We start from the raw sequence: 23,640 nt of genomic DNA, 5'->3' as shown, positions 1-23,640 counted from the left end.
GGTGATGCGACTATACATCCTTGGATTCTGTCTGATCCCCTTTCTGGTGAGCTGCCGTGGCGTCCCCACACACCCGCTATTGACCCCGTCGGAGGCAAGTCCCGTCACCGACTACAGTTCCTTCGAGCAATACATCGCACAAACTGAACAACTACTGGCAAGGCACCGGTACTTCCTCACCGGGGATGTGCAGGCGGAGATCACCGCCAACCTACCCTTCGAACGCTTCCCGGACCAGCCCCTGCAACCGACACGCGGTGTACTGCTGGTCCACGGGCTCGGGGATTCGCCCTGGTCCTTTGTGGATATTGCCGGGTCATTGAGCCGGCAGGGCTTCCTGGTGCGCACCCTGTTGCTATCCGGCCACGGAACCCGGCCCGCAGATTTGCTTATTGCCGATCACGATAGCTGGCAACAGGAGGTCCGCCGACAGGTTGCGCTGCTAAAGGCCGATGTTGAGGAAGTGTATCTGGGAGGATTTTCGACCGGTGGCAATCTGGCGTATCTTGAAGCGGCTGCAGATCCGGTGATCAAGGGCCTGATACTGTTTTCACCGGGATTTCAATCCGGCCAGCCGCTGGCAAGGTTGACACCGCTGCTCAGCCGCTTCAAGCCCTGGCTGATTGTGCCGGACCCCGAAAGGCTCACAAACTATACCCGTTACGCCAGTATGCCCACCAACGGGTTTTCCCAGTACTATAAAACCAGTGCCAAAACATTATCCAGCCTCAGCAGGGAAAAGTTCCGGCGGCCGGTGTTTATGGCGCTGAGCGAACACGACAGTGTCCTGCACAGTGCAGAAATACACAGACTGTTTGTTGAGCATTTTACCCATCCGCAAAGCCGGTTTATGTGGTTTGGTACCTCCCCGCCGGGCTTGGCAGATGCGCGCACCCTTTTTATTGACAGCAGGGTTCCCGCCCTGCGGATCAGCAATATGTCCCACATGGGTATGCTCTTTTCCCCGGATAACCCCTACTACGGAATCCATGGCAGCGAGCGTATTTGCCACAATGGGCAAGAGGCTGAGGGGGCCGGCAATGATTGTCGCAGCGGTGGCGAAGTTTGGTACAGCGCATGGGGCTATAACGAACCGGGCAAGATCCATGCGCGCCTGACATTCAATCCCTATTTTGAGGGGATGATGAAAGAAATAAAATCGACTTTTACCCTATAGCTGCACAAAATCCCTCGCTTTATCTGGATTGGATGGAACCTTCCCTGGCGAAGGCGCCTTTCGGTGCGTCTCTGTGTATCGATGAACGTGGTTAGACCTTGAAAAGGAAAAAAAACCAGGTTTTTCTGCTGGGATAGACGATAGGGCTCTTGTGAATGCCCCCAGTGGGGGCACTGAACCAACAAGCCGGTATTGGTCTGGAACATGCTCTCTCGGGCTGCGCACGGCTGCCGGGGTAAGCCCGGATTTGGTCAAATTCTCCGGCGACGGGATACCAGGACCTAATCAGCGGATACGTGCGTGGTATGAGTTCGGGAACAGGTTTCTGCAAAATCCCATTTCGAGAACCCCATTCCCTGGAACAAGTGGTTTTACTCTCTGTTTGGCAAAGCTCTGAGAAATTTTAGGCCAAATGGTTCCAGCACTGATAGGCCCTATCCCTGCTGCCGGAAAATTATTGTGAAAAAATATGGTCTTATGGACATCTATCAGCAGATAGCCTGGCGATTGGTAACTGTAACTGTCCTCCGGGAATGAATCCGGGTATCTGTGCCGAGTGACCGTGGATTTTCCGATTAAGGCAATGGGTTTATGGAAGCAACAGTCAGTAGCGCTTTGGGCAGGGCATGTCCAGGTAGATAGCACCGAAAGATATATTCGCAACAGACTGTGAGAAAATTGTGGGTAAAACCATTGAAATCGTATCTGGCAAATCGCTATTGCACAGGAGTTCACACATGACAGTGATTGTGGTTGAAGATGACCGTGCTTTGGCAAGTACCATCATCGATTATCTGGAAATCGAAAATATTGTCTGCGACTACGCCAGCGATGGTGTCAATGCCCTTGATCTGATTCGCGCGAACAGCTATCAGGTCATCGTTCTGGATATCAACCTGCCCCGTATAGATGGTTTGCATGTTTGCAAACAACTGCGCGCCAGCGGCAATACCACCCCGATCATTATGCTCACCGCGAAAGACAAGCTGGATGACAAATTGAACGGTTTTCGAGCGGGAACGGATGATTACCTGGTCAAACCCTTTGCCATGGATGAACTGGTTGCACGAATTCGTGCCTTGAGCGGCAGAGTGAGCGGACAAACCACAAAGATATCCGTGGGGGACCTCACCCTGGATCTGGACCAGAATATCGCCAGCCGCGGGGAGCGTGTCCTAAAACTTTCCCCAACCGCTTTTAAACTGCTCGAAATACTCATGCGGGCAAGCCCCAGGGTGGTCAGTAAACAAGTCTTGATCCACTCCGTTTGGGGGGACAATGACACAGAGGTCAATAACCTGAAAGTCCATATCCATCATATACGAAAGCAGGTCGACCAGCCGGAGCAAGTTCCGCTGGTCCACACAATCAAGCCCTCAGGTTATGCCGTGAAGCCCGCCTATGAAAATTAGGACCCGCCTCAATGTCGTTTTTACGGTTACCTGTATTCTCGCCTGCCTGGTTATGTCGCGGATATTCTTTGTATTGATGTTCGATTATTACAAAGAGGGTACTGCAACCGCCACCAAAACCTTTCTTGAGGATGCTGCCAGTCAAGACGTATCCGGGCATACAACCCAGTTCGAGATTTATATCCGCAAAGATTGGAATCATTTCCCGGAAGACTTCAAGCAACATGCGGGAAAGCTCCCATCGGCAGAAGGCGATATGATCAAGTTCAAGGCTGATACACCATTACTTCATGTTCCCGACAAACTTTATTATGTACTACTCACACGGAATAAATCAGGGGATAAAGTCTATGTTGGCAAGCGGGTTGACTGGCACAAAACCGAAATCACGGTCGGCAACCTCAGTGTCTATGTCTACTGGAGACTGTTATTACTCAGTATATTCTTCTCGGCAATTTTTGCTGTTTTCCTGCTATTTATCCTGAGAACCATCGTGTCGCCGCTGGAATCCCTTAAAGCCTGGGCCCAGGAAATTTCTGCTAAAAGTATTAGGGATAAAAAGACATCCTACCCAAAATTTCGCTATAAGGAAATTTCAGATATCGCTGAAATTATCACTGACAGCCTGGCCAGAAGGCAGGAGAGTATCGACAGGGAAAAGGAATTTCTTGAGTTCTCAAGCCATGAGCTGCGATCTCCATTGGCTGTTATGAAGAGCAATGTTGACTTGTTAAAGAAGCTCGACCTCCATTATCCAGACAAGCTGGATATTGCACTCAGCCGCCTGGATTTTGCCACTACCACCATGTCACGCCTGGTGGACACTTTTCTCTGGCTGAGCCGTGGCGACAACCAGCCCATTGCCCCGGAGATCATTGACCTTGAGGCACTGGTTACCCAGGTGGCCTCCGAAATGCAGTACCTGACCAGGGGAAAGCCGGTATCGATACAAATCAACACCAGCCCCTATGAAACCTCACTCCCCCTAATGCCGTGTCTTATCCTGTTGAGAAACCTGGTTGGCAATGCTTTTCAGCACGTATACGAAGGAACCATAGTGATCCATCAAGAGGCCGATTCCATTCGAATAGTAAACAGGCATCACGCCGTAGCCAGCGGGCATAATTCCGGATTTGGCCTTGGGCTCAGGCTGGTTGAAAAGATTTCGGCTCAATACGACTGGGAGGTGGATATTGTCAAGTCAGACGCCTATTTTCAGGTTTCGGTCAGGTTTTGCCGGCCCATTTGAGCGTTAAGCGCTGATCCCGGCGCGCGAGCCCTGAAGCGCCCGGTGTGGCCCTCTGGCTTCCGCCACAAGGTGTGAGACCGATATAGAGTACACAGGGGCGGGCCGAACTGATCGCAACGGCCTGCCTGAACCACTCTCTCAGCTGTGTCACGGCGCAATGAGTTCCCACTGTGATCGCTCCAGTGAAATCTTGTCGCAATCATCCAAAAACAGGGTTCTCCACCGGTCCCGGCTGCTCAACGTTTGAGCCGACCGGTTGCCAACAACCACACAAAGATTGGAGTCACCAAGTTCCAGTTGTTTATTGTGATTAAATGTAAATTGCTTTTGCATGGAAGGGCTGGCGAATACCCCGTGTTCTACACAGGGTTTCAGCATCAAGCTGGTACCAGGCAATACCGTAGTTCCGGTTCCCATAGCGGTGACGCATTGGTTGAAAGCCGGGAAGAACAACATGTTGTCTTTATTATGTTTCACCAGCCCATCGGGTGCGGCTCCTTCCTTGCAGTTATGTGCAACAAGCGGCTTGTCTGCCCGAAAATGGCCCCTAACCCCCTGCACATCGAAACAGTACCCATCATTTGCGCGATCAAGCCTGTCCATCAATCTCAGGTACTTTGGCTCCTCCGCGACGGCCTGGGCCCAGCCAAGCAGTAGAAATGGCATAACCCAGGTGAATGACCGCATTGTATGAATCATTGTTTATGGCAATCCTTCAGCAAAGTAATGAATGCGACACTCCGGCCACCGGCCAGCCAGAGACAAAACAAGATTACAGCAAATGATCAGATCGCCAAAAACAGTTTCTCTGCCGGGTTTTTCAACACTTGGAGAAACTGGCAATACCAATATGCAACTGCTGATGCTCGGTACTCTGCAGGAGGTCACCAGCCGCTCTTGATGGCGTGCGGATGGTCATTCCCCCGCACCCTGGGTGACCGGTACAGCATTGGAGATTACAGGGGGTTGCTGTTCTCATCGATGGCCTCTACACGCAACCCATCCGGGTTGGTATCGCCCGCATCCGGAATCCACTGGCCAATACATGCGCGGTCCGCAATACAGGGATCTGTCAAAGTCGCTAAAAACGCCATCAAGTCGTCAAATTGCTGATTATTCAAATCCACATCTTGCAGACTTGGGAGACCCTCGGCACGATTCTGCAGAAGCGTGTTGATTGCCAGTTGGGTTTTTTCCAGCATATTGGCTGCCTGAATCGTTGCATCCAGCTGTGTCCAATCATATCCGTCCAATGCCGCCTGCGGATTCAAATGGTGGCGCACCGCGTTTTCCAACGTTGTATATGCCCCGGCATGCCCCCAGGGGCCGGTCGCCGTGGTGTTGAGCAGTGTCGGTGTGCGGAAGGCATATCTGTCCTGCTCATCCCCGGTTTCCCTGAAGCGGCCAAAATCCTCATCGCCATACACGCCATCCCCTTTACCGCGACCTATCTGCGGCATAGCCACCACATGGAACTGCTCATCGGTAAAGAAATCGCCCGAGTGGCATGAAGCGCAATCGGCCCCACCCTCGTCGACACTGCGAAAGAAAACCAATGCACCGCGTTTGGCACTATTGCTGATGGCTGAGCTGTCACCTTGCACATAGGCCTTCCAGGGTGTCTCTACAAATACCTGGGATTGCTCATAAGCGGCTATGGCTTTGGTGATATTTTCAAAGGTGATGAGTTCTTCTGCGCTGCCCCCGACAGCGTTGAAGGCCGTTTGAAATTCAAACAGCCATTCGTTTGGCAACAAGGCCCCGCCCGGTGGTGTGCCATAGCCGCCAATACGCTGCGCCAGAAACGCGCGCACTTCGGCATTGGTGGTGCCGGCCATCAGGCCAAAGTCTTTCATTTCTTCTGGCGAAGTCACCGGGAATCGCGCTTGTGCAACCGTGAGATTGTCCCCCGCCTTGGGGTCTGCTTCACCAAAACGCACATCCGGTGTGCGGATGCCCCTATTGTCATCACCGTTAACGCCTGGCGTTTTCCCCAGGCTTTCAACCCGGCCATCGTGAAACAACACCTGGTCCCACAAACCAATATTAAAGGTGGACGGTGCGTTTCTGGGGACGGTTGGGCCACCATCAAAGTGTTCTCCGGCCATGCTGTGAAATCGGCCCGGACCCAAAAGATCCTCAATCTCAGCATCCACCCCAACGGGCAGCGACAAATTATCACCACCACCCAGTACAGGATGATGGCAGCTGACACAGGCCACATCCATATCCCCGCCTAATGCTTTGGAGAAAAACAACTTCATCCCCAATTGGACAACAGGGTCGTCAACAACCGGGAGGTTGCGCCCTGCTGCGGGGTCACCACTCAAACCCATGGAGGTAACCAATTCGCGCACTTCAGAATTCAGTTGCTTATCGATCAAGCCCTGCCCGGCGTTTGAGTCTTGCTGATCCCTTTTCTCACAACCTGCTGTCACTACTGCAAAAAAAACAGCAAGCCATAGCATGCTGAATTTATTTTGAAAATATCTTGAACCGCTCATCATCTTGTTCTCTTACTACTGTCTTCTCTTCTTTTGTTCTTGTTGCTCGCGCATTTCTGCCTGGTGCAACCACAAGGCAAGATTGGATATTTTGTCAATGCTATTTTGGTTACCCGGCGCTCCTCTAGCCTAAAGTGTTACTTTGTTTATGAAATACCCAGGGCCTGTTGAATCGCCTGGTAGAAGCCTCCCCTGCCGGTGCGCTATGGCGATACCCCGGCAATTGGCATGGCCTAGGTTCCACTTACCCGTTCAAAGGTGTTTCCTGAGTCTATCATTTGGGCCATAGCAGAGTTTGTGGCTGTAATCGTTTGTAATTCCCATGGCCACTCCTTTTCCGTGGAGGGCGCAGTCTGTGCGGTGTCAATGATCTCCACTTGCCTGTGGTGTGCGGAGCCGTTTTTGGCGGCTCACAACGGTATTTATCTGCAAGGATCGATATAGAGAGCGCATACACTATTGCTGGGTGCAGGAATTTCCGCGGCAACCTGCCTGCGGACGATGATTCCGGCGGTGAGCGTCTAACAAGAGTTATTGAAATTTGGGTTGCAGGTCTGGCAGGCGTGGTAGACGCGGCATAAGTCCGTGTTATTCGACCCGCGCACCTGGGTGATGGCCGGGCAATCCGGGCGGTTGCCCGCCGCCCGGATCGGTGTTTTGACACTCCCTGCCCCTTGCACTGGTAAGCCTCCAGACTCAGTACACATAGACGGCGCCAGCATTGTAATTAAAAGGATCATCAGCATTATTGCTCTGATCATTACCGATTCCGGTGGCATCGCTGTCTTCATCGGGTGCACCCACGGCCAGGGTATTGCCGTCTCCACTTAAACTCACCGAACTACCGAATTCGTCGCCGATGTCCGTATTGCTGGCCTTGACATAGGCCTGCTCGAACCAGCTGCCCGCGTTGTGACGAAACACATAGACAGCACCGGACCTGGAGGCAGCATTATTTAGTGAATTAGCATTGACTCCGGTGGTGCGGCTGTCTTCCTTGATTGCCCGCACCGCCAGGGTGTTACCATCGGCGCTTAGGCTAACAGCCGCACCAAAGCCATCGTCTGTATCCGTATTGCTGGCCTTGATATAGAACTTCTGATCCCAGCCAGTACCGGCATCGCGACTAAACACATAGACAGCACCGGATCTGAAGGCATTATTATTTTGTTGGTCTGCATCGATTCCGGTGGCATTACTGTCTTCACCCTCTGCCCCCACCGCCAGGGTGTTGCCATCGGCGCTCAGACTGACGCTCGTGCCAAAAAAGTCCGCTTCACCGGTATTGCTGGCCTTGATATAGGCCTCCTGACCCCAGCCAATCACAGCATCGCGGCTAAATAGATAGACAGCGCCGCTCGTTTGCGTTTGGCGAAAATCATTGCCTTGGTTGCCATTCACCCCGGTGGCGGGGCTGTCTTCACCGGTGGCCCCCACCGCCAGGGTATTACCATCGGCGCTCAGACTCACAGCTTGACCAAATAGATCGTTTGCCTCGCTATTGCTGGCCTTGATATAGGCCTGCTCGGCCCAGATACCGTTATTTTGGGCAAACACATACACAGCACCAGAGTCGCGGGCACCGCCATTGCGCGGCCCCTGGCTGCTGATCCCAGTGGCCTGATTGTCTTCACGCCCTGCCCCCACCGCCAGGGTATTGCCATCGGCGCTCAGACTCAGGGAACCACCAAAACTCATGCCGGCATCCGTATTACTGGGCTTGATATAGGCCTGCTGAACCCAGCCATCTTGATCGCGGGTAAAGGTATAGACGGCACCGGCAGCTGGAAACGGGTTAATCTCCTGGCCAGTGCCGTTGACTCCAGTGGCATTGCTCTCTTCACCCAATGCCCCCACCGCCAGGGTATTGCCATCGGCACTTAGGCTCACAGCCCCACCAAAGCTATCGCCTGTATCCGTATTGCTGGCCTTTATATAGGCTTCCTGGATCCAGCTGCCGTCCTGTTGAACAAATAGATACACAGCGCCGGCATTAACGGCAGCGTTGTTGCTCTGACCAGCCGGGTTGATACCCACAGCATTGCTGCTTTCACCGGGAGCCCCCACGGCCAAGGTATGGCCGTCGGCACTCAGGCTCACAGAGAAACCAAAACCATCACGCCTGTCCGTATTGCTGGCCTTAAAGTAGCCGATACTGCCCACCAGGGTGCCGCTGACCGAGATGGGATCCGAGTCGATACACAGCTCCCCAGCACCCCGGCCGGCACAAGCTTGCAGGATATATTGCGCATTGGTACGGGCGTAGAGGGGCACTTCCAGTGCCAGGGTACCCGTTGTCACCTCTTCGCCAACCGGGCTAAAGCCGGAAATACCATCGGGGTTTTCCAATAGCCGGTAATGGCTAGCGCCGGCAACCTCGGTCCAGTCAAAACGAAAACGCTTGACGGCCTCAAAATTCAGCGTGACATCCTGTACCTTTTCCAGGGAAGGCACAGTGAGCGTCACCGTATTGCTGACAATCCCCTCCTGACTGGCGGACACCGTCGTGCCACCCACGCCCACAGCAGTGACTTCACCCTGGCTATCTACGGTGGCGATGGCGTGGTCATCGCTATTCCAGTTGGCACTACTGGTGAGATCGGCGGTACTGCCATCACTAAGGGTACCCTGGGCGCTTAATTGCAAGCGGTTGCCCCTGGCCAGGCTGACCGTGGACGGTGTCACCTGGATGGCGGTTAATACGGCAGCGGTGACTGTGACCGCCACAGTATTACTGACAATGCCATCCTGGCTGGCAGACACCGTCGTATTGCCCAGACCCGTTGCTATCAGTTTGCCCTGAGTGTCTACGCGGGCAATCGCCGTATCGTCACTGCTCCAGCTCACACTGTCGGTCACATTAGCCGTAGTGCCATCGCTAAAAGTGCCCTCGGCGAAGAGCGGCTCGCTGCTGCCCAGGGCCAGGCTGGCGCTCGCCGGTATCACTTGGAGACTGGTTAACGCCGCGGGGGTAACCGTAACTGCCACCGCATTGCCGGCAACCCCATCCTGACTGGTGGACACGGTCGCGCTGCCTTCATTGACCGCCGTCAGTTGGCCCCCGCTATCCACCGTAACAATATGGGTATCGCTACTGGTCCAGGCAACGCTATCAGTCAAATCCGCCGTAGTGCCATCACTAAAGGTACCCTGGGCGGTGAGCTGTTGCGTGGTGCCCTTGGCCAGACTATTGCTCGCCGGCGTGACCTGAATCGCGGTTAATACCGCACCGGTGACAGTGACTGTGGCGGTGTTGCTATCAATCCCCGCCTGGCTGGCAGAGACAGTCGCATTGCCCTCATTGACCGCTGTCAGTTCACCACTGCTATCCACCGTGGCAATATGGGTATCGCTACTGCTCCAGGCAACACTATTCGTCAGATCGCTAGTGGTGCCATCACTAAAAGTGCCCTGGGCCGTTAGTTGTTGCGTGGTGCCCTTGGCCAGAGTGTTGCTGACCGGCGTGACCTGAATCGCGGTCAATACCGCACTGGTAACAGTGACTATGGCGGTATTGCTAAAAATCCCATCCTGGCTGGCAGAGACAGTCGTATTGCCTTCACTGACTGCCGTCAGTTCACCCAGGCTATCGACCGTAACAATATTGGTATCGCTACTACTCCAGGCAACACTATTCGTCAGATCGCTAGTGGTGCCATCGCTAAAAGTGCCCTGGGCGGTTAATTGTTGGCGATTACCCTTGGCCAGGCTGGCACTGGGTGGTGTGACCTGAATCGCGGTTAATACCGCATTGGTGATAGTGACTGTTGCGGTATTGCTAACAATTCCCTCCTGACTGGCAGAGACAGTCGCGTTGCCTTCATCTACCGCCGTCAGTTCGCCACTACTATCCACCGTGGCAATCACCGTATCGCTACTGGTCCAGGCAACGCTATCAGTCAAATCCGCCGTAGTGCCATCACTAAAAGTGCCCTGGGCGGTGAGTTGTTGCGTGGTGCCCTTGGGCAAGCTATTGCTGGCCGGGGTTACCTGAATCGCGGTTAATACGGCACCGGTGACGGTCACTGTGGCGGTGTTGCTAACAATCCCATCCTGACTGGCGGACACGGTGGCATCGCCTTCATTCACTGCCGTCAATTCACCACTGCTATCCACCGTAGCAATATGGGTATCGTTACTGGTCCAGGCAACGCTACTGGTTAAATCAGCCGTGGTGCCATCACTAAACGTGCCCTGGGCCGTTAGTTGCCGCGTATTACCTTTGGCCAGACTATTGCTGGCCGGCGTGACCTGAATCGCGGTTAATACCGCACCGGTGATGGTGACTGTGGCGGTATTGCTAACAATCCCTTCCTGGCTGGCAGACACGGTGGCGGTGCCTTCGTCTACCGCCGTCAGTTGGCCACTGCTATCCACCGTAACAATATCGGTATCACTACTGATCCAGGCAACACTACTGGTTAAATCAGCGGTAGTGCCATCACTAAAAGTACCCTGGGCGGTCAATTGCTGCGTATTGCCCTTGGCCAGGCTGGGCGCAGGTGGTGTCACCTGAATACTGGTTAACATGGCGCCGGTGACATTGACCGTCACGGTATTGCTGACAATACCGCCCAAACGGGCATAGGCCGTGGTGTTACCCTCTTCCACCGCTGTGAGTTGCCCCTCCATATCTACAGTGGCGACAGCGGTATCGCCACTGTGCCAGTTGACACTGGTGAGCGTGACGATAGTGCCATCGCTGTAGCGGCCCAGGGCGGTGAGCTGTTGGGCATTGCCTTTGGCCAGGTCGACGGTGGCAGGCGTTACTTGAATCGCGGTCAATACGGCGGGGGTGACGATAACTGTTACGGTATTGCTAACAACCCCCTCCTTGCTGGCAGACACGGTGGCGGTGCCTTCGTCTACCGCCGTCAGTTGGCCACTGCTATCGACTGTCGCAATATGGGTATCGCTACTGGTCCAGGCAACACTAGTAGTGAGATCAGCCGTCGTGCCATCACTGAAGGTGCCCATGGCGGTAAGCTGCTGGCGGTTGCCCTTGGCCAGGCTGGGTGCGGGCGGTGTCACTTGAATCGCAGTTAACACGGCACCGCTCACGGTGACTGTCACGGTATTGCTGACAATACCCTCCCAACTGGCAGAAATGGTCGTAGCACCTTCGTCCACCGCGGTCAGCTCACCCTGGCTATCCACAGTAGCAATCGCGGTATCGCCACTGTTCCAGGCAACTGCATTGGTCACATCATCGGTGCTGCCGTCGCTATAAGTACCCATGGCGGTGAGTTGCTGGCGGTTGCCCTTGGCCAGGCTGGGTGCGGGCGGTGTCACTTGAATCGCAGTTAACACGGCACCGCTCACGGTGACGGTCACGGTATTGCTGACAATGTCACCCCAACTGGCAGAGGCCGTGGTACTGCCTTCCTCCACTGCCGTGAGTTCCCCCGATCTGTCCAGGGTGGCGACGGCGGTATTGTCGCTGTGCCAGTCGACGCTGTCGGTGATATCGGCGCTGCTGCCGTCGGTGTAGCGGCCCAGGGCGGTGAGCTGTTGGGTATTGCCTTTGGCCAGGTCGACGCTGGCCGGCGTCACCTGAATACTGGTTAACTCGGCGCCGGTGACCGTGATCGTCACGGTATTACTCACCATACCCGCCGAACTGGCAAAGGCCGTGGTGCTGCCTTCGGCCACCGCCGCGAGTTCACCCAACATATCCAGGGTGGCAATGGCGGTATCGCCAATATGCCAGTCCACACTGTCGGTGAGATCGACACGGGTGCCGTCGCTATAGGTGCCCAGGGCGGTGAGTTGCTGGGCGTTGCCCTTGGGCAGACTGACCACGGCCGGGGTCACCTGAATGCCGGTCAATACGGCACTGGACACGGTCACTGTCACCGTATTACTGAAGATAGCGTCCTGGCTGGCAGAAATGGTCGCATTGCCTTCGTCGACAGCAATCAGCGCACCCTGGCTATCCACGGCAGCAATCGCCGTATCGCTACTGGTCCAGGCGACGCTATTGGTCAGATCCGCAGTGGTGCCATCGCTATAGGTGCCCAGGGCGGCAAGCGGTTGGACGTTGCCTTTGGGCAGGCTGGCGGTGGGCGGTGTGACCTGAATGCCGGTTAAAATGGCACTGGTCACCGTGATGGCCACGCGATTACTGACAACATCGTCCCGGCTGGCAGAAATGGTGGTATTACCCAGGTCCACTGCGGTGAGCTCACCCAGGGTGTCCACGGTGGCAATGGCGGTACTGTCGCTGCTCCAACTGACGCTGTCGGTAAGATCCAGTGTGCTGCCGTCACTAAAGGTACCCAGCGCGGTGAGTTGTTGGCGGTTGCCCTTGGGCAGGCTGGCGCTTGGCGGTGTCACCTGAATGGCGGTCAGGACGGCATTGGTGACGGTGACCGCCACACGATTGCTGACAATATCGCCCAGGCTGGCCGTGACGGTGGTGCTGCCGATCGCCACGGCCCTGAGTTCGCCCAGGGTATCCACGGAGGCGATATCGGTATCGTCACTGGCCCAATTGACGCTGTTGGTGAGATCGGCGGTGCTGCCATCGTTATAGCGGCCCAGGGCGGTGAATTGCTGGCTGTTGCCCCTGGGCAGCTCCACCACCGCCGGTGTCACCTGGATACTGGTCAAGACCGGGTCGGTGACGATAATGGTTACAGCATTGCTGACAATACTGCCTAAACTGGCCGTAATCTGTGTACGGCCCGCACGGATCGCGGCAACATTGCCATCGGCATCCGCAGCCACTATCGCCGTGTTGTCACTGTGCCAGTTGACGCTGCTGGTGAGATCGGCGCTGCTGCCGTCACTGTAGCGACCCAGGGCAATCAGTGCCTGGCTGTCGCCCACGGTCAAAGACACCTCGGCCCCGATGTCGGTGGCGCCCTCGGCAGTCAATACCTGGATGGACTCCAGCGTGACCGCGGGGCGATTCCACTGCTCGGAATCACAGCCGGCCAGCATCGTGCTGATCAGGGTGGCCAAAGTGACGAAAAGAAATTTGGTAAACGACATTGCCGGTCCTGCGGTGCTCACGGTGAGCAACACTTTTTCTGGTTAATTTTTGTTCTACACCACCCATCGGGTGCGGATGCGAATACAGGGGTTCCTGGCCGCGAATGATGACGCAGTCTTTATCCACAGTGTTTGGGAGCTTGCCTGGAAACAGGCGAGATTAAGAAGATCACAAGACCCGGATTCCAATAGTCGATTATATTGGAATTCAAATTGGCCCCGCAACCCGGGCCGCGTGTTAGGGTGCGGGTGGGGTGTTTGCTGTTGGCCGCTGAAAAGGTTTGTAAAACAACAAACCCCGGCAAGTTGTCACTGCCGGGGCTTTGGCGCCACTTTTAGACCGGTTGGCTCAGGAAGTCTCTTACTGGTGGCTGTATAGAAACAGCTTTAGGGGCTCTTCAATGTGTAATGTCAAGACTTGACCTCTTCATGGTACAAGATTGGAGAAATGGCCTTTTTAATTTCTTTTTTTGGTATTTTTACTGTTTTAGACTCGTAGCCACCAAGCATAGACTTTAACTCCAAAAAGAGACATATATCTCGCGGATTTTTAACAAGGTCAAAAGCCTCTAGCGTAATGCTGCCACCGTCAATTTCCGGGGAGTACAGTCCAATTTTTATTATATAAATGTAGTCCCCAGACCTATTAGTGTTCAGGCTATCTATTGGTGCATTGCTCAGCAAAAGATCATCCAACGATTTATCGCCTATAAAAACACCCCCTCTTTTCAATAAAACTTCCTCATTCGGATTTTCACAGAAATAAACATTAGCGCTTACACGAACCCCCTTTTTTTTGGCAAAAGAAAAAATATTTTCCTTAGAAGCCAGCTTCACCATAAGTCTCGGGATATAACCACTTCTCAAGGTATATTGCCCACGATCTATTTCTTTTCCAGTTACTTCAGGAACCTCAATAAGCTCCACCCCAGAAAAACGAAGGTCACCGGGCATCGTCGATATACAACCCAGAAGACCGAACGACAGCAAAATTAGAGCAGGAATTCTAAATAGGACTCTGGTCATAATCATGGCCTGCAATATTTAATACAGATGGACATATGATTTAGAGAGCTAGCCGTGTGGTTGGTTGCATATCCATCAGGGCGAGAATTCCATGCACCACCAACGGTGGCTATGAAATTACTCTGGTGTGACCACATACCGCCAGTTGAATCATAGTTATTCCAAATCACTGCATTGTTTGCTATCGCCTGCATACTGGGCCTAGTCCACCCAACTGGATCAACGGTAACCAACTTGTATACTTGTGAACCACCCGCAACTATATGCGAAGCTGTATCAGCACCATAGCTATGAGCTACAACTGTAACCCTGCCTTTGTGATCTGAAATATAGGTTGAAAGAGCATCGGAGTCAGTCCATTCAAAATACTTAGCACTCTCTTCGCCATATTCTTCAATGTATGCTTTGTACTTATCCTGGACAACAGGGTCGCTCAACCCGCTCCCATCCCCTGCACCGCCCACAAACGCCACTTTATCGCTCCCAGTAATATTGGGTTTTTCGGTGGGCGGTGTTCCTGATCGAGCTATCGAACCCATTGCCATTGCAAAGGCCGCGGTCGCTGCCCCATTGGCAAATTTGCCCCCGGTTGCCTTCGATATAGACCCCGACACCAGCATCCTTGTCGCCAGTTGGGTATCTTTGCCAAACCCGCCGCCGACACCGGCCGATACAAATCCGTGCCCGAACTTCCCGCCTCCAATCACAGACAGTACACCGCCAAACGTGCCCCGCAACGCAAATGCGGTTGGACTCCAGCCGCCCGGCATACCCGCGAATGCGCCCGCGGAGATGCCCCCGAGGACCCCGTTTTTGAAAGCTAACGCCCAGCTACCGGTAACCTGGTAGGTCTGCACGGCATTGTAACCAGCCAATACCGCCGGGCAGGCGGCCTGTGCCATTATACAAACGCCCACCTGGACTACAGCGTTCAGTGTAGGGTTCTGTGACAGCTTATAGTGTATGGCCCGGCCATTCAGCCAGCGGTCCCGAAAACGCGTCCACTTGCTGTAGCCGCTGGGGTCGGTGTAACTGAGGGGGTTATTGTGCACGTAGGCGTAGCGGTTGTAGCCCTGCACACTGGCCACATCATCAATCACGGGATCGGCGGAGACAAACCTTGAGAGTGTTGGGTCGTAAACCCGACCATTCATGTGTATCAGGCCCACGGCGTCGAGCATTTCGTGGCCGGTATAGCCCCGGTTACTGGTGAGGTGATTGAAGCTGCCCACCCCAAGTGTGGCGATGATATTTTCCGGTGTGCCGAGCTGTTCCCAGGAGAACGGGGCCCTGCGCTTGCCCCAGGGGTCAAAACTATAGACCAGCTTATTGCCCAAGTGGTCTTTTGCCACCTGGCCGGCTTCGGTGGTAATCACATCCAGGCTGCCTTGCAGGTCCTTGAGCAGGTAGCGGGTCTCTCTGCCGGTAACCTGATCCGATTGATCCAGATCCACAGTTTCCATTGCCACTCCGGCAAGGCTTCTGCGGTAATAGGCTTTGACAAAGCTGCCATTTCGGGTCCGCTCAATGACTTTTTCAACACCGCCGAGCTGTAAGGTGGTGACGCTGCCATTGCCGTTGTCATCCACCCGCTTGTAGCGGTTGCGGTCCGGGCCGTAGAGAAGGCGGGTACTGTGGCTGCCCTTTTCAATCAGGGTGGGCTTGTCGAAAACGCTGTATTGCAGGATGCGACCGCTGCCGTCACCCACCAGGTTGCCATTGTTGTCGTACTGGTAACTGATGCTGCCGATGCTGGTGCCGGTGACGGCGTGGGGCTGTGGGCCGTTGTAGCTGTAGTTGCCCACACCGGTCTTGAAGGTGATGTTACCGCCGCTATCGTACCGGACCTCCTGTACATCTGCCTGGCTTCCGCTGTTATAGAGGTAGGCGTAGCGCAGGCGGTTGAGATCGTCGTACTGATAGACTTCTTCCAGACTTTTTTGGTAGCTGCCATCGCCGCTCTGATCGGTTTTCGACATCAGGTTGCCAATGGTGTACCAATCATAGTGCAGGTTCTGTATCTGACCGATGCCGGGGGCAATATCGGTGAGAATATCGGTAAGACGATGGCTCCGGGGATCGTACTGATAGGTTGTGGTGAGACCGTTACCCAGCCTGACCTCCCTCACCTGGCCATGGGTGGTCATAGCTTCCACAGTGTAATAAAAACCGCTTCCGACCGGGGCCCGCAAGTCGCGCACGCCCTGTTTGTAGCCATAGGCGTTGTAAACGGTCTCCACACCATAGAGGTAGTCGCCCTGTTGGCCCACCTGCTGGTTGCTGGCGTCGAAGTTTTTTACAGCACGGCTGTACTTGTCGTAGGTGACTTTTTCGAAGAAGTCACCGTCACCGCCGATCAACCCCAGGGAAGTGGTGGTTTCCCCCAGGCGACCGTACTGGTCGTAATGCAGTAACTTGAGGTGACCGAGATCTTCCAGGTTGGGGCTGCAGCCACCTTGAATGGCCACCGGCGCCTGGGCGACGGCCACCAGTTTGCCATCGAACCGGTAGAGGGAATCGCAGCCCGGGTCTTGATCGTAGTACCAGCGGGCGAACTGCTGCAGGTCACCGTTTTGGCTGAGCGAGTCGAAGTTTTTGTAATCCGCACGGGTGATCATACGCCCCAGGGCGTCGTAGGTCATGGCGGTACCCTGAGCCTTGGCATCCCTCTGCCAGTGCAGTTCGCCAAAACCGGTGTAGCCGTAGGTCCAGGTACCCTTGTCCGGGTCGATCATTTTGTCTTTGCGGCCCAACTGGTCGTATTCGATACTGGTGAGTGCCGTCTGCAGGCCGCTGCTGTCGAGTACCTTGACGTTTTTCAGCTTGCCGTCAGCGTAGTAGCTGTATTGCAGCTTGCCACCGATAGCGTCCGTGATTTCAACCGCCTCACCGAGGAGATTGTTTTGCGTGGTTTTACTCTGGCCACAATTGGTCACTGTGATCGAAAGCTCATTGTAAACCGTGGCAACATCGCACTGGCCGTCCGGTGCATCCACCAGGGTGGTACGGCCGAGTAAATCATAGTGGTAGAAAGACCAGCGCGGATTGCTGCCGGTGTGGGGTTCCGACACCGCCTTGACCCGCGACTGCGCATCGTATTGGGTATCCACATAGATCGGGTTGCCGTTGAAGCCCTGTGTCTGTTTGCGAACCTCCCGCCCCAGGCGGTCGTGATAGGTGATAACCCGGGTCTGGTCGATACCGGTCGTGGTAGATTTGTAATGGGCAGGAACACCGGCCACCGTGGGACAAGTCACGGTCGCACTGCACAGTGTTTTCAGGGTGGTGCTGTGGCTGCCGGTTTCAACATATTCAAAATAGGCATCGCCATATTGTGAATAAGCGCGGCTGGTGGCCACGCCACTGATATCCAGTGCTTTCCCTGCTGCACCGAAGGCATTGAAGTCCTGTAGCTGTGCGGTGGTCTGGTTCAGGGCGTTGATCCGGGTGGTCGCGTAGCGGCCATAGCCATCGTAAAGCGTCCGGGTCATGCGGCTGTTGCCAACGGCATCCGTGACTTTGACAGAGGTTCGATTGCCGAAACGGTCGTGTTGATATTGGGTATGCAGTTCGAGCCCGGTGCCCTTTGCTACCCATTCATCGGTGAGCAATCCGGTGATCGGATCGTAGCCGAAGTCTGCCTGGCGGGTAATGGCGGGCGCTGCCAGCCTGCCGAATCGCTCGGTGGTGACCGTGCTTTTGATTAAGCGCCCCGTGTGCCAACGGTTGCTGTCCACCACATTGTTATAGTTGTTCTTGGTGGTCTGGTTTTGCAAGCGGTTGCCTGCTGCATCGAAGTTTTCAACGATCACCTCGGAGACATTGCCATACAGCAGGTCGGCCGTTTTGGCACGGTCGTAAATGGTCTGGGTGGCTTTATTGCCGAGGTAAGTGCCATCAAGCTCGTACAATTTATCGATGGCCTTACTAATATAGGGGAAAACCGTTTTACCGGTTGGCGCAAACGCATCCAGTTCGTTCACTGAGCAACTGATCAAAATTTGGCTGGTATCGCTACAGGCAGCAGGAACGGCAATATTGCCCAGGCTCGGTTCGATGACCTTGGCCGTTTCCTCTGGCATGCCGATATAAGGGTAGTCCTGGCGGTAGTAAGTGGTGGTCTTGACCTGGTTCTGCGGATCGTAACTGGTGACCTGCTCGAAGCCCAAAAAGCCGCGGCCCCCGCCCTGCATGCGACCCTTGGCGTAGTGATAGTGCACTTCTACCGTGTTGGCGTCATTGTTGGCTGCCGGAGCATCCGAGGTAGCCTTCTGTACCACATACATGGGGGAGTAGAGATCGAATACCGGCGAACCATTACCGTATTCCAACCCGGAAGCGCCCGTGGTGCGGGTGTAAACATTGCTGGAAGCGTCATTCAGGCGGGCATACCGGATCTCGGTTTTCACCCCGAAACCATCGGTAATACGGCTCAATACATCTATTGGCTTGTTTTTGTGCTTGGGCTTGAGAATGCGCAGGTACTTCTCTGCAAACGGCACCCGGTTGTCGCAGGGATTACCCGAGGTAACGTCCTCAAGTTCCGAGCAGATTTCCAGAATTTCCCCACGGCCATCCCCATCCAGGTCCAAGGTGTAATGAAAGATGTCGGTCTCGTGCACACCCCAGGCAAAGCCGGTATTCAAGGAAGTACCAAAACCGGTGGGCGTGTTGAGAAGAACATGCAGGGTGCCAAAGCTGCCGCTGACATCTTTTGGATACAGGATATCTGTAAGGCCATCGTCATTCCAGTCATAGAGTAGAGGGTCTTCATCGACCTGGGAGGCCAGCGTTCCGGCACGAACAAAATTATCACCCGTAAAATGATATAAAGCCCATTGGGATTCATCATCTGAGCGATACAGCATATCTACCAGGCCATCCCCGTTAATATCTGCAAAACGCTGTTCTGATTTAAAAGCCTGCCAGTGCTCTTGCTGCTGGAAGATGACACTGTGGCTGCCTGTTCCGGATGAGATAAGAATGGCGAAATGGTTCCAGATCAAAACCGGCGTATTGTTTGGGCATTCAAAGTGGGGGGGATCACATATCCATTTGGTGGTTACAATTGCACTGAAATCCGCAATGCCGTCATTGTTCAAATCAGAGACAATATCATTGTCCCTAATTGAGATGGCAACTCTCTGCCGGTCATAACCGGGGGGATAGGGAATCTCAGGCAGGTTCAGTATTTCCCGGGTCGTCTCTGCAGAGGCAAACTGGAGACCTCCACCCGGTTTCCGCTCCGTGAGCCGGACAACGGCGGCCACTTCTGCTTCATCACCGTACATCCCGTCATCGGCCTGAATTTTTAAATAATCCGGCAGTCCATCCCCATTAAAATCATACATATTGCCTTTTTGATCGGGCTCATAGGGAATTGCGGTGGTGAGTTCGGTGCCGGAGAAGGCACTACCCAGTGATAGATTCACTTTCCAGGCGCTACCACTGCCTGCCGGTACGTGTAGCAGATCACTTTTGCCATCATCGTTGTAGTCCACCAGATGCCATTCTTTGTGGACATTGGAGCGCGCGCGGATCTGCGTATTCTGTGGGTTCAGGCCCCCATTGCCATCACCCAGGGCAATACGAAAATAATAGCGGTCATCATCATTGGTCCATGGATCTCCCGGCGATAATTTAATCCATACCAGGTCCTGTATGCCGTCACCGTTGATATCACCAGCCTTACCGCCTATAAAGTTACGGGAGAGCAAACTCGTATTGGGTGCATCGTCGCCAACTCCCATTGCGGTCAGCTCGGTGTACTTAAAACTGGTCGATGGCCGACAATTGTCACCAACACATTCCTCGATGGCCGCCATGCGCAGGCGGCCAGTGGCACCGGTCTCATAGGTGGGTACATAACGGCGCAGCTCGGTGCCATTGGCTTTAGAAGTGACGGAGGTGAGACGGCGTGTCAGGGATTTACTTTCGCCAAAAGCATAGCCATAAAGTTTGTCACTGCGGCTGCTGTCATAAACAAACCGGATCTCGTTGAGTGGGGCATCACTGGCATTGGCTGCATAATAAATAGTGTCAATCACATGTTCGCCAGTATCCGCATCCTTCAGGTAACGATATTGAATATAGTTACCCGCGCTGTCCTCTTGCCGATTCAAATGCCAGACATTGGCGGTATAGGCGTCTTCGCTCAAGCCGTAGTAGGAGATGGAACCATCCTTGCGATAAACCTCGAAGCCTTTGCCAGTGCCCACATTGGTGGAAACCAGTTTCACACGTATAAAGGAATCCAGCGAGGGTCGATACAGCGAGCCTACGCTACCCAAAGTACCGCTGATCAGTTTGAGGCGATGACCATCCAGGCAATACCGATCAAAGGCACTGCCGTTGACATTGTCCTCTTCCTGCGTGCGGCGACAGGCAGTGATTGCGGAGAGACCACTGATGCTCCACCCCATACCCAGAAGGCCATTGCCCCTTTCACTGTTGTAAGACAGTGCTACCGAGGGTACGGCGCCGCCGGAGGCGGGGCCGGTTATTATGGGAACGGTGTAGTTGGCCGCTCCGGATTCGGTGACCCGGAACTCACCGCCAACGATGCCTACCCGATCCGATGCCAATACCCCAGTAGCGGTATTGGGCAGTGCGGTCTCCCTGTGTGGCGGTACTTCAATAGCCACCGGCGGCTCGGATATTGCGACCTCCACAATGTCGGAGACGGTGTCTCCGGAACAGGGGGCATAGGCGGAAACCTGATTACAGGCGCGTACTTTGAAGGCATGGAAACCATCGTTAAGGGTATAGTCCCGGGATAAGCTCTGTAAATCCGTATGGGCACGCTTGTCGCCTTCATGCCAGGTGATGGGACCATCAGATGCATTTGCGCTACCGGGGATCACTTCGTAGTATTTTACATTGCCGCCGGCAGCCCCCCAGTTGAGATTGATGAAACCGGTACGGGTAAAAGTGGCCGATGGCTTGACTTCTCCCGGAGGGCTTGGACGCTCGGCAACAATCACACTGACGGCACTGCTGGTAGGGCAGTTGTTCTCACGTGAGCAACGTAAATTGAAAGCTTTGACCGTATAGGTATAGTTACCATCACTGCGCTTGGGAAGGGTGTAAGTATGCGGCGCATTGGGTGTTTGCGGGTCACTGGCCAGGGTTTTTGCTAATTGCCCGTTCTGATAGATTTCGTATTGATAGACGTCTTGGTTTTTTAAATCCGTCCACCGCAGGGAAATAACGCCGTCATCATCGTTGGGCAGTGACTCTATCGCCGGTTTGGTGGGTATAACCTGATTCCACACCTCAAGGGATACCGGATTGCTCCAGCTGCTGCTACAGCCGGCACTGTTACAGTTCTTGGTGCGAAATTCCCATGTTCCATCCCCCAGCCCGGTTACTTCGAAAGAATGGCTTGCCGCGGTGGAGTAATTACCCTCCCCTGGCCAGCTACCACTCTGGCGTTTTTGCCAGCGCACCGTGTTGATGGGCCCGGAGCTGTTGGAGGTAATAACAGTATTGCCATCATAGGAAACGGTGTGCTGAGCAGAGACTGTCGGCTTGCCCGGTGCCAGCACGATAGTAATTGAATCGCTTGCACGCCCTAAATCGATACATTCACTACTGGGGCATCGATAACTTTCCAGGCGATAGTGATAGGTACCACTGGCAGGCACTGTATCGATATAAACGCCGTTTTCCACTCCGGCGGCCCGAAACAATTGCTCGCTGTTGCGGGACAGCACGAGATATTGTCCTCCCGCCCATTCGGCATCCCACACCAGTGTCACCTTTGCGCCCTGGTGAGATTGTATAAAGAAATCAGGAAAATCCGTATTTACCTGCTTGAAGCCAGTAAAGTTTCCACAGGACCGTACCCCCGAATAAGTACTGCATGCGCGGACCCTGTAGGAATAGGTTCCGCTTTTCGTTTTGGTATATGACCTGGATGTCCCACTTTGAGTCCAGCTTGCGGAAGTTTCACCGGTTTCCTCGACTCGGTAGGTTATATCGCCATCTCCGCTAACGGCATTCCAGCGAATCGCATAAATGCCATCTGCGGATGACGAGGGTACAGTGAAACCGCCAGGGACCCCGGGTGCCTTGGAAACAATCAGGTTATCGGAGGTTTTATAATTCCCGGTTACACCGTTTTTAACCGCAGCAACCCGATACCGATAGGTGCCGGTTGAGCGTCCAGACAGGGTCTTACTGGTTGAGGAGCCGGTGTAAACCGTAGACCAACTGCCACCGTTTCTCTGCTCCCGCAATATATAGCTGTCGCGCCCGGATACGGCATTCCAGGAAACTGTGAAGCTGCCGCTGGTTGAAGACCCGGGCAGGTTAATGGCGCCTGGGGTTCTGACAACGGTGATCGCCTTGCTTGCCGTATAACCACTACAAGCCACATAACAGGCTCTGACTTGATATTCGTACACGCCGGAAAGGCGGCCGGAAACCGAGGTTTGTCTGCCGGAACCACTATAAACCGTAGCCCAACTCCCTGCGTTTTTTCGCTCTCTCAGTTGGTACTTACCCGGATTTCCAGGGGCAGCGCCCCAACCGATAGTAAATGCACCGGTTTTATTGTTGGCAGCAAGCGTGATCCCGCCGGGCTTTGGGATACTGACCTTGACCGTATGGCGACCACTCAATATCCAGGAACCTCCCGGATTATTGAATGTGCCCTGCGGTTCTGGGTTCAGCCTCTGCGGAGCCAGTGGTACATTTGCACCAATTTTATTGTCACTCCCAGGAATAGAAGAAAGCAGGCAGGTTGGGCACGGGTCGTACCAATTCTTGTAGTAAAATTCCACTTTGTAACTGGCGGAATTGGAAACTGAAAAAGTAAAACTGCCCCCTCTTGTGCTCGCGGTATGGGTTGACTTTAAACTGCCATTGCGAAAAAGCCGGAGTTCAGCAGCAACCGGGGTGGCGGAAGGATTTACAGAGTAATGGATTGTAAACTGGCCGGTGGTGTTACTGGCAGGTCCGCTTACATCAGCCAACACTGTGCCAGATATCAGCCCAAGGGCCAATATCACAATAGATCGTACTACAAACACCTTACCCACTCCAAAGCTTTCAAGCTGTTATTTTTTACGTACCCAATCCAGCAGGGTGGTTAAAATCAGCCTGTTTGGAGTGAACCGCGCTGTAATTTTGAGCTTCCCAAATCACCATTTGGGAACCATCTCTAGAATTTTTGGCTTTATGAATTGAATACCCGGAAATTCCCGCAACAGGAAAAGTGAAGTGGTACAAGCGTACGCTTTACAGGCCCTTCAATTACCGAAACAGCAGAAC

The 23,640-nt window shown here is 54.0% G+C and carries 8 protein-coding genes; 3 read left to right on the top strand and 5 right to left on the bottom strand.

Annotated features, from left to right (window positions below; genetic code table 11):
• The first annotated feature begins 4 nt into the window (after positions 1-4).
• The 3 genes from ACL7TT_RS16590 to ACL7TT_RS16580 all read left to right on the top strand — a co-directional run bounded on the left by ACL7TT_RS16590 (position 5) and on the right by ACL7TT_RS16580 (position 3,838).
• Entirely contained in the window at positions 5-1,177 is a 1,173-nt protein-coding gene (locus tag ACL7TT_RS16590; protein ID WP_413397072.1) for an alpha/beta hydrolase, read from the top strand.
• A 737-nt stretch (positions 1,178-1,914) separates the two neighbouring features.
• A complete protein-coding gene (locus ACL7TT_RS16585) occupies positions 1,915-2,589 on the top strand; it encodes a response regulator transcription factor (RefSeq protein ID WP_413397070.1) in 675 nt (224 codons plus the stop codon).
• A complete protein-coding gene (locus ACL7TT_RS16580; protein WP_413397068.1) occupies positions 2,579-3,838 on the top strand; it encodes a sensor histidine kinase in 1,260 nt (419 codons plus the stop codon). Before ACL7TT_RS16585 ends, ACL7TT_RS16580 begins: the two co-directional genes overlap by 11 nt.
• Positions 3,839-3,985: 147 nt before the next feature.
• Here the strand turns inward: ACL7TT_RS16580 and ACL7TT_RS16575 are convergent, their stop codons facing one another.
• The 5 genes from ACL7TT_RS16575 to ACL7TT_RS16555 form a co-directional block, all read right to left on the bottom strand.
• Positions 3,986-4,441, bottom strand: a complete 456-nt coding sequence (locus ACL7TT_RS16575) for a hypothetical protein (RefSeq protein ID WP_413397066.1) — start codon at positions 4,439-4,441, stop codon at positions 3,986-3,988.
• Positions 4,442-4,794: 353 nt separating this feature from the next.
• Positions 4,795-6,222 (bottom strand): cytochrome-c peroxidase, encoded by a 1,428-nt coding sequence (locus ACL7TT_RS16570; RefSeq protein WP_413397064.1) that lies wholly within the window; start codon positions 6,220-6,222, stop codon positions 4,795-4,797.
• 816 nt (positions 6,223-7,038) lie between these two features.
• Complete coding sequence (locus ACL7TT_RS16565) at positions 7,039-13,338, bottom strand: Ig-like domain-containing protein (RefSeq protein WP_413397062.1); 6,300 nt, start codon at positions 13,336-13,338, stop codon at positions 7,039-7,041.
• Positions 13,339-13,749: 411 nt separating this feature from the next.
• Positions 13,750-14,292, bottom strand: coding sequence for a hypothetical protein (locus ACL7TT_RS16560; RefSeq protein ID WP_413397061.1), 543 nt, complete (start codon positions 14,290-14,292; stop codon positions 13,750-13,752).
• A 74-nt stretch (positions 14,293-14,366) separates the two neighbouring features.
• Positions 14,367-22,988, bottom strand: coding sequence for an RHS repeat-associated core domain-containing protein (locus tag ACL7TT_RS16555; protein WP_413397059.1), 8,622 nt, complete (start codon positions 22,986-22,988; stop codon positions 14,367-14,369).
• Positions 22,989-23,640 lie beyond the last annotated feature (652 nt).

The organism is Microbulbifer jejuensis (assembly GCF_047289955.1).
In the GTDB taxonomy this organism is placed as follows: domain Bacteria; phylum Pseudomonadota; class Gammaproteobacteria; order Pseudomonadales; family Cellvibrionaceae; genus Microbulbifer.
The sequence above is the reverse complement of the archived record's forward strand: the minus strand, read 5'-3'. Positions and strand labels throughout refer to the sequence as shown.

Bases quoted from the DNA above. Each gene is read 5' to 3' on its own strand.
- ACL7TT_RS16565 (WP_413397062.1), bottom strand. From the start codon at position 13,338: ATGTCGTTTACCAAATTTCTTTTCGTCACTTTGGCCACCCTGATCAGC.
- ACL7TT_RS16585 (WP_413397070.1), top strand. From the start codon at position 1,915: ATGACAGTGATTGTGGTTGAAGATGACCGTGCTTTGGCAAGTACCATC.
- ACL7TT_RS16575 (WP_413397066.1), bottom strand. From the start codon at position 4,441: ATGGACAGGCTTGATCGCGCAAATGATGGGTACTGTTTCGATGTGCAG.
- ACL7TT_RS16590 (WP_413397072.1), top strand. From the start codon at position 5: ATGCGACTATACATCCTTGGATTCTGTCTGATCCCCTTTCTGGTGAGC.
- ACL7TT_RS16580 (WP_413397068.1), top strand. From the start codon at position 2,579: ATGAAAATTAGGACCCGCCTCAATGTCGTTTTTACGGTTACCTGTATT.
- ACL7TT_RS16560 (WP_413397061.1), bottom strand. From the start codon at position 14,292: ATGCCCGGTGACCTTCGTTTTTCTGGGGTGGAGCTTATTGAGGTTCCT.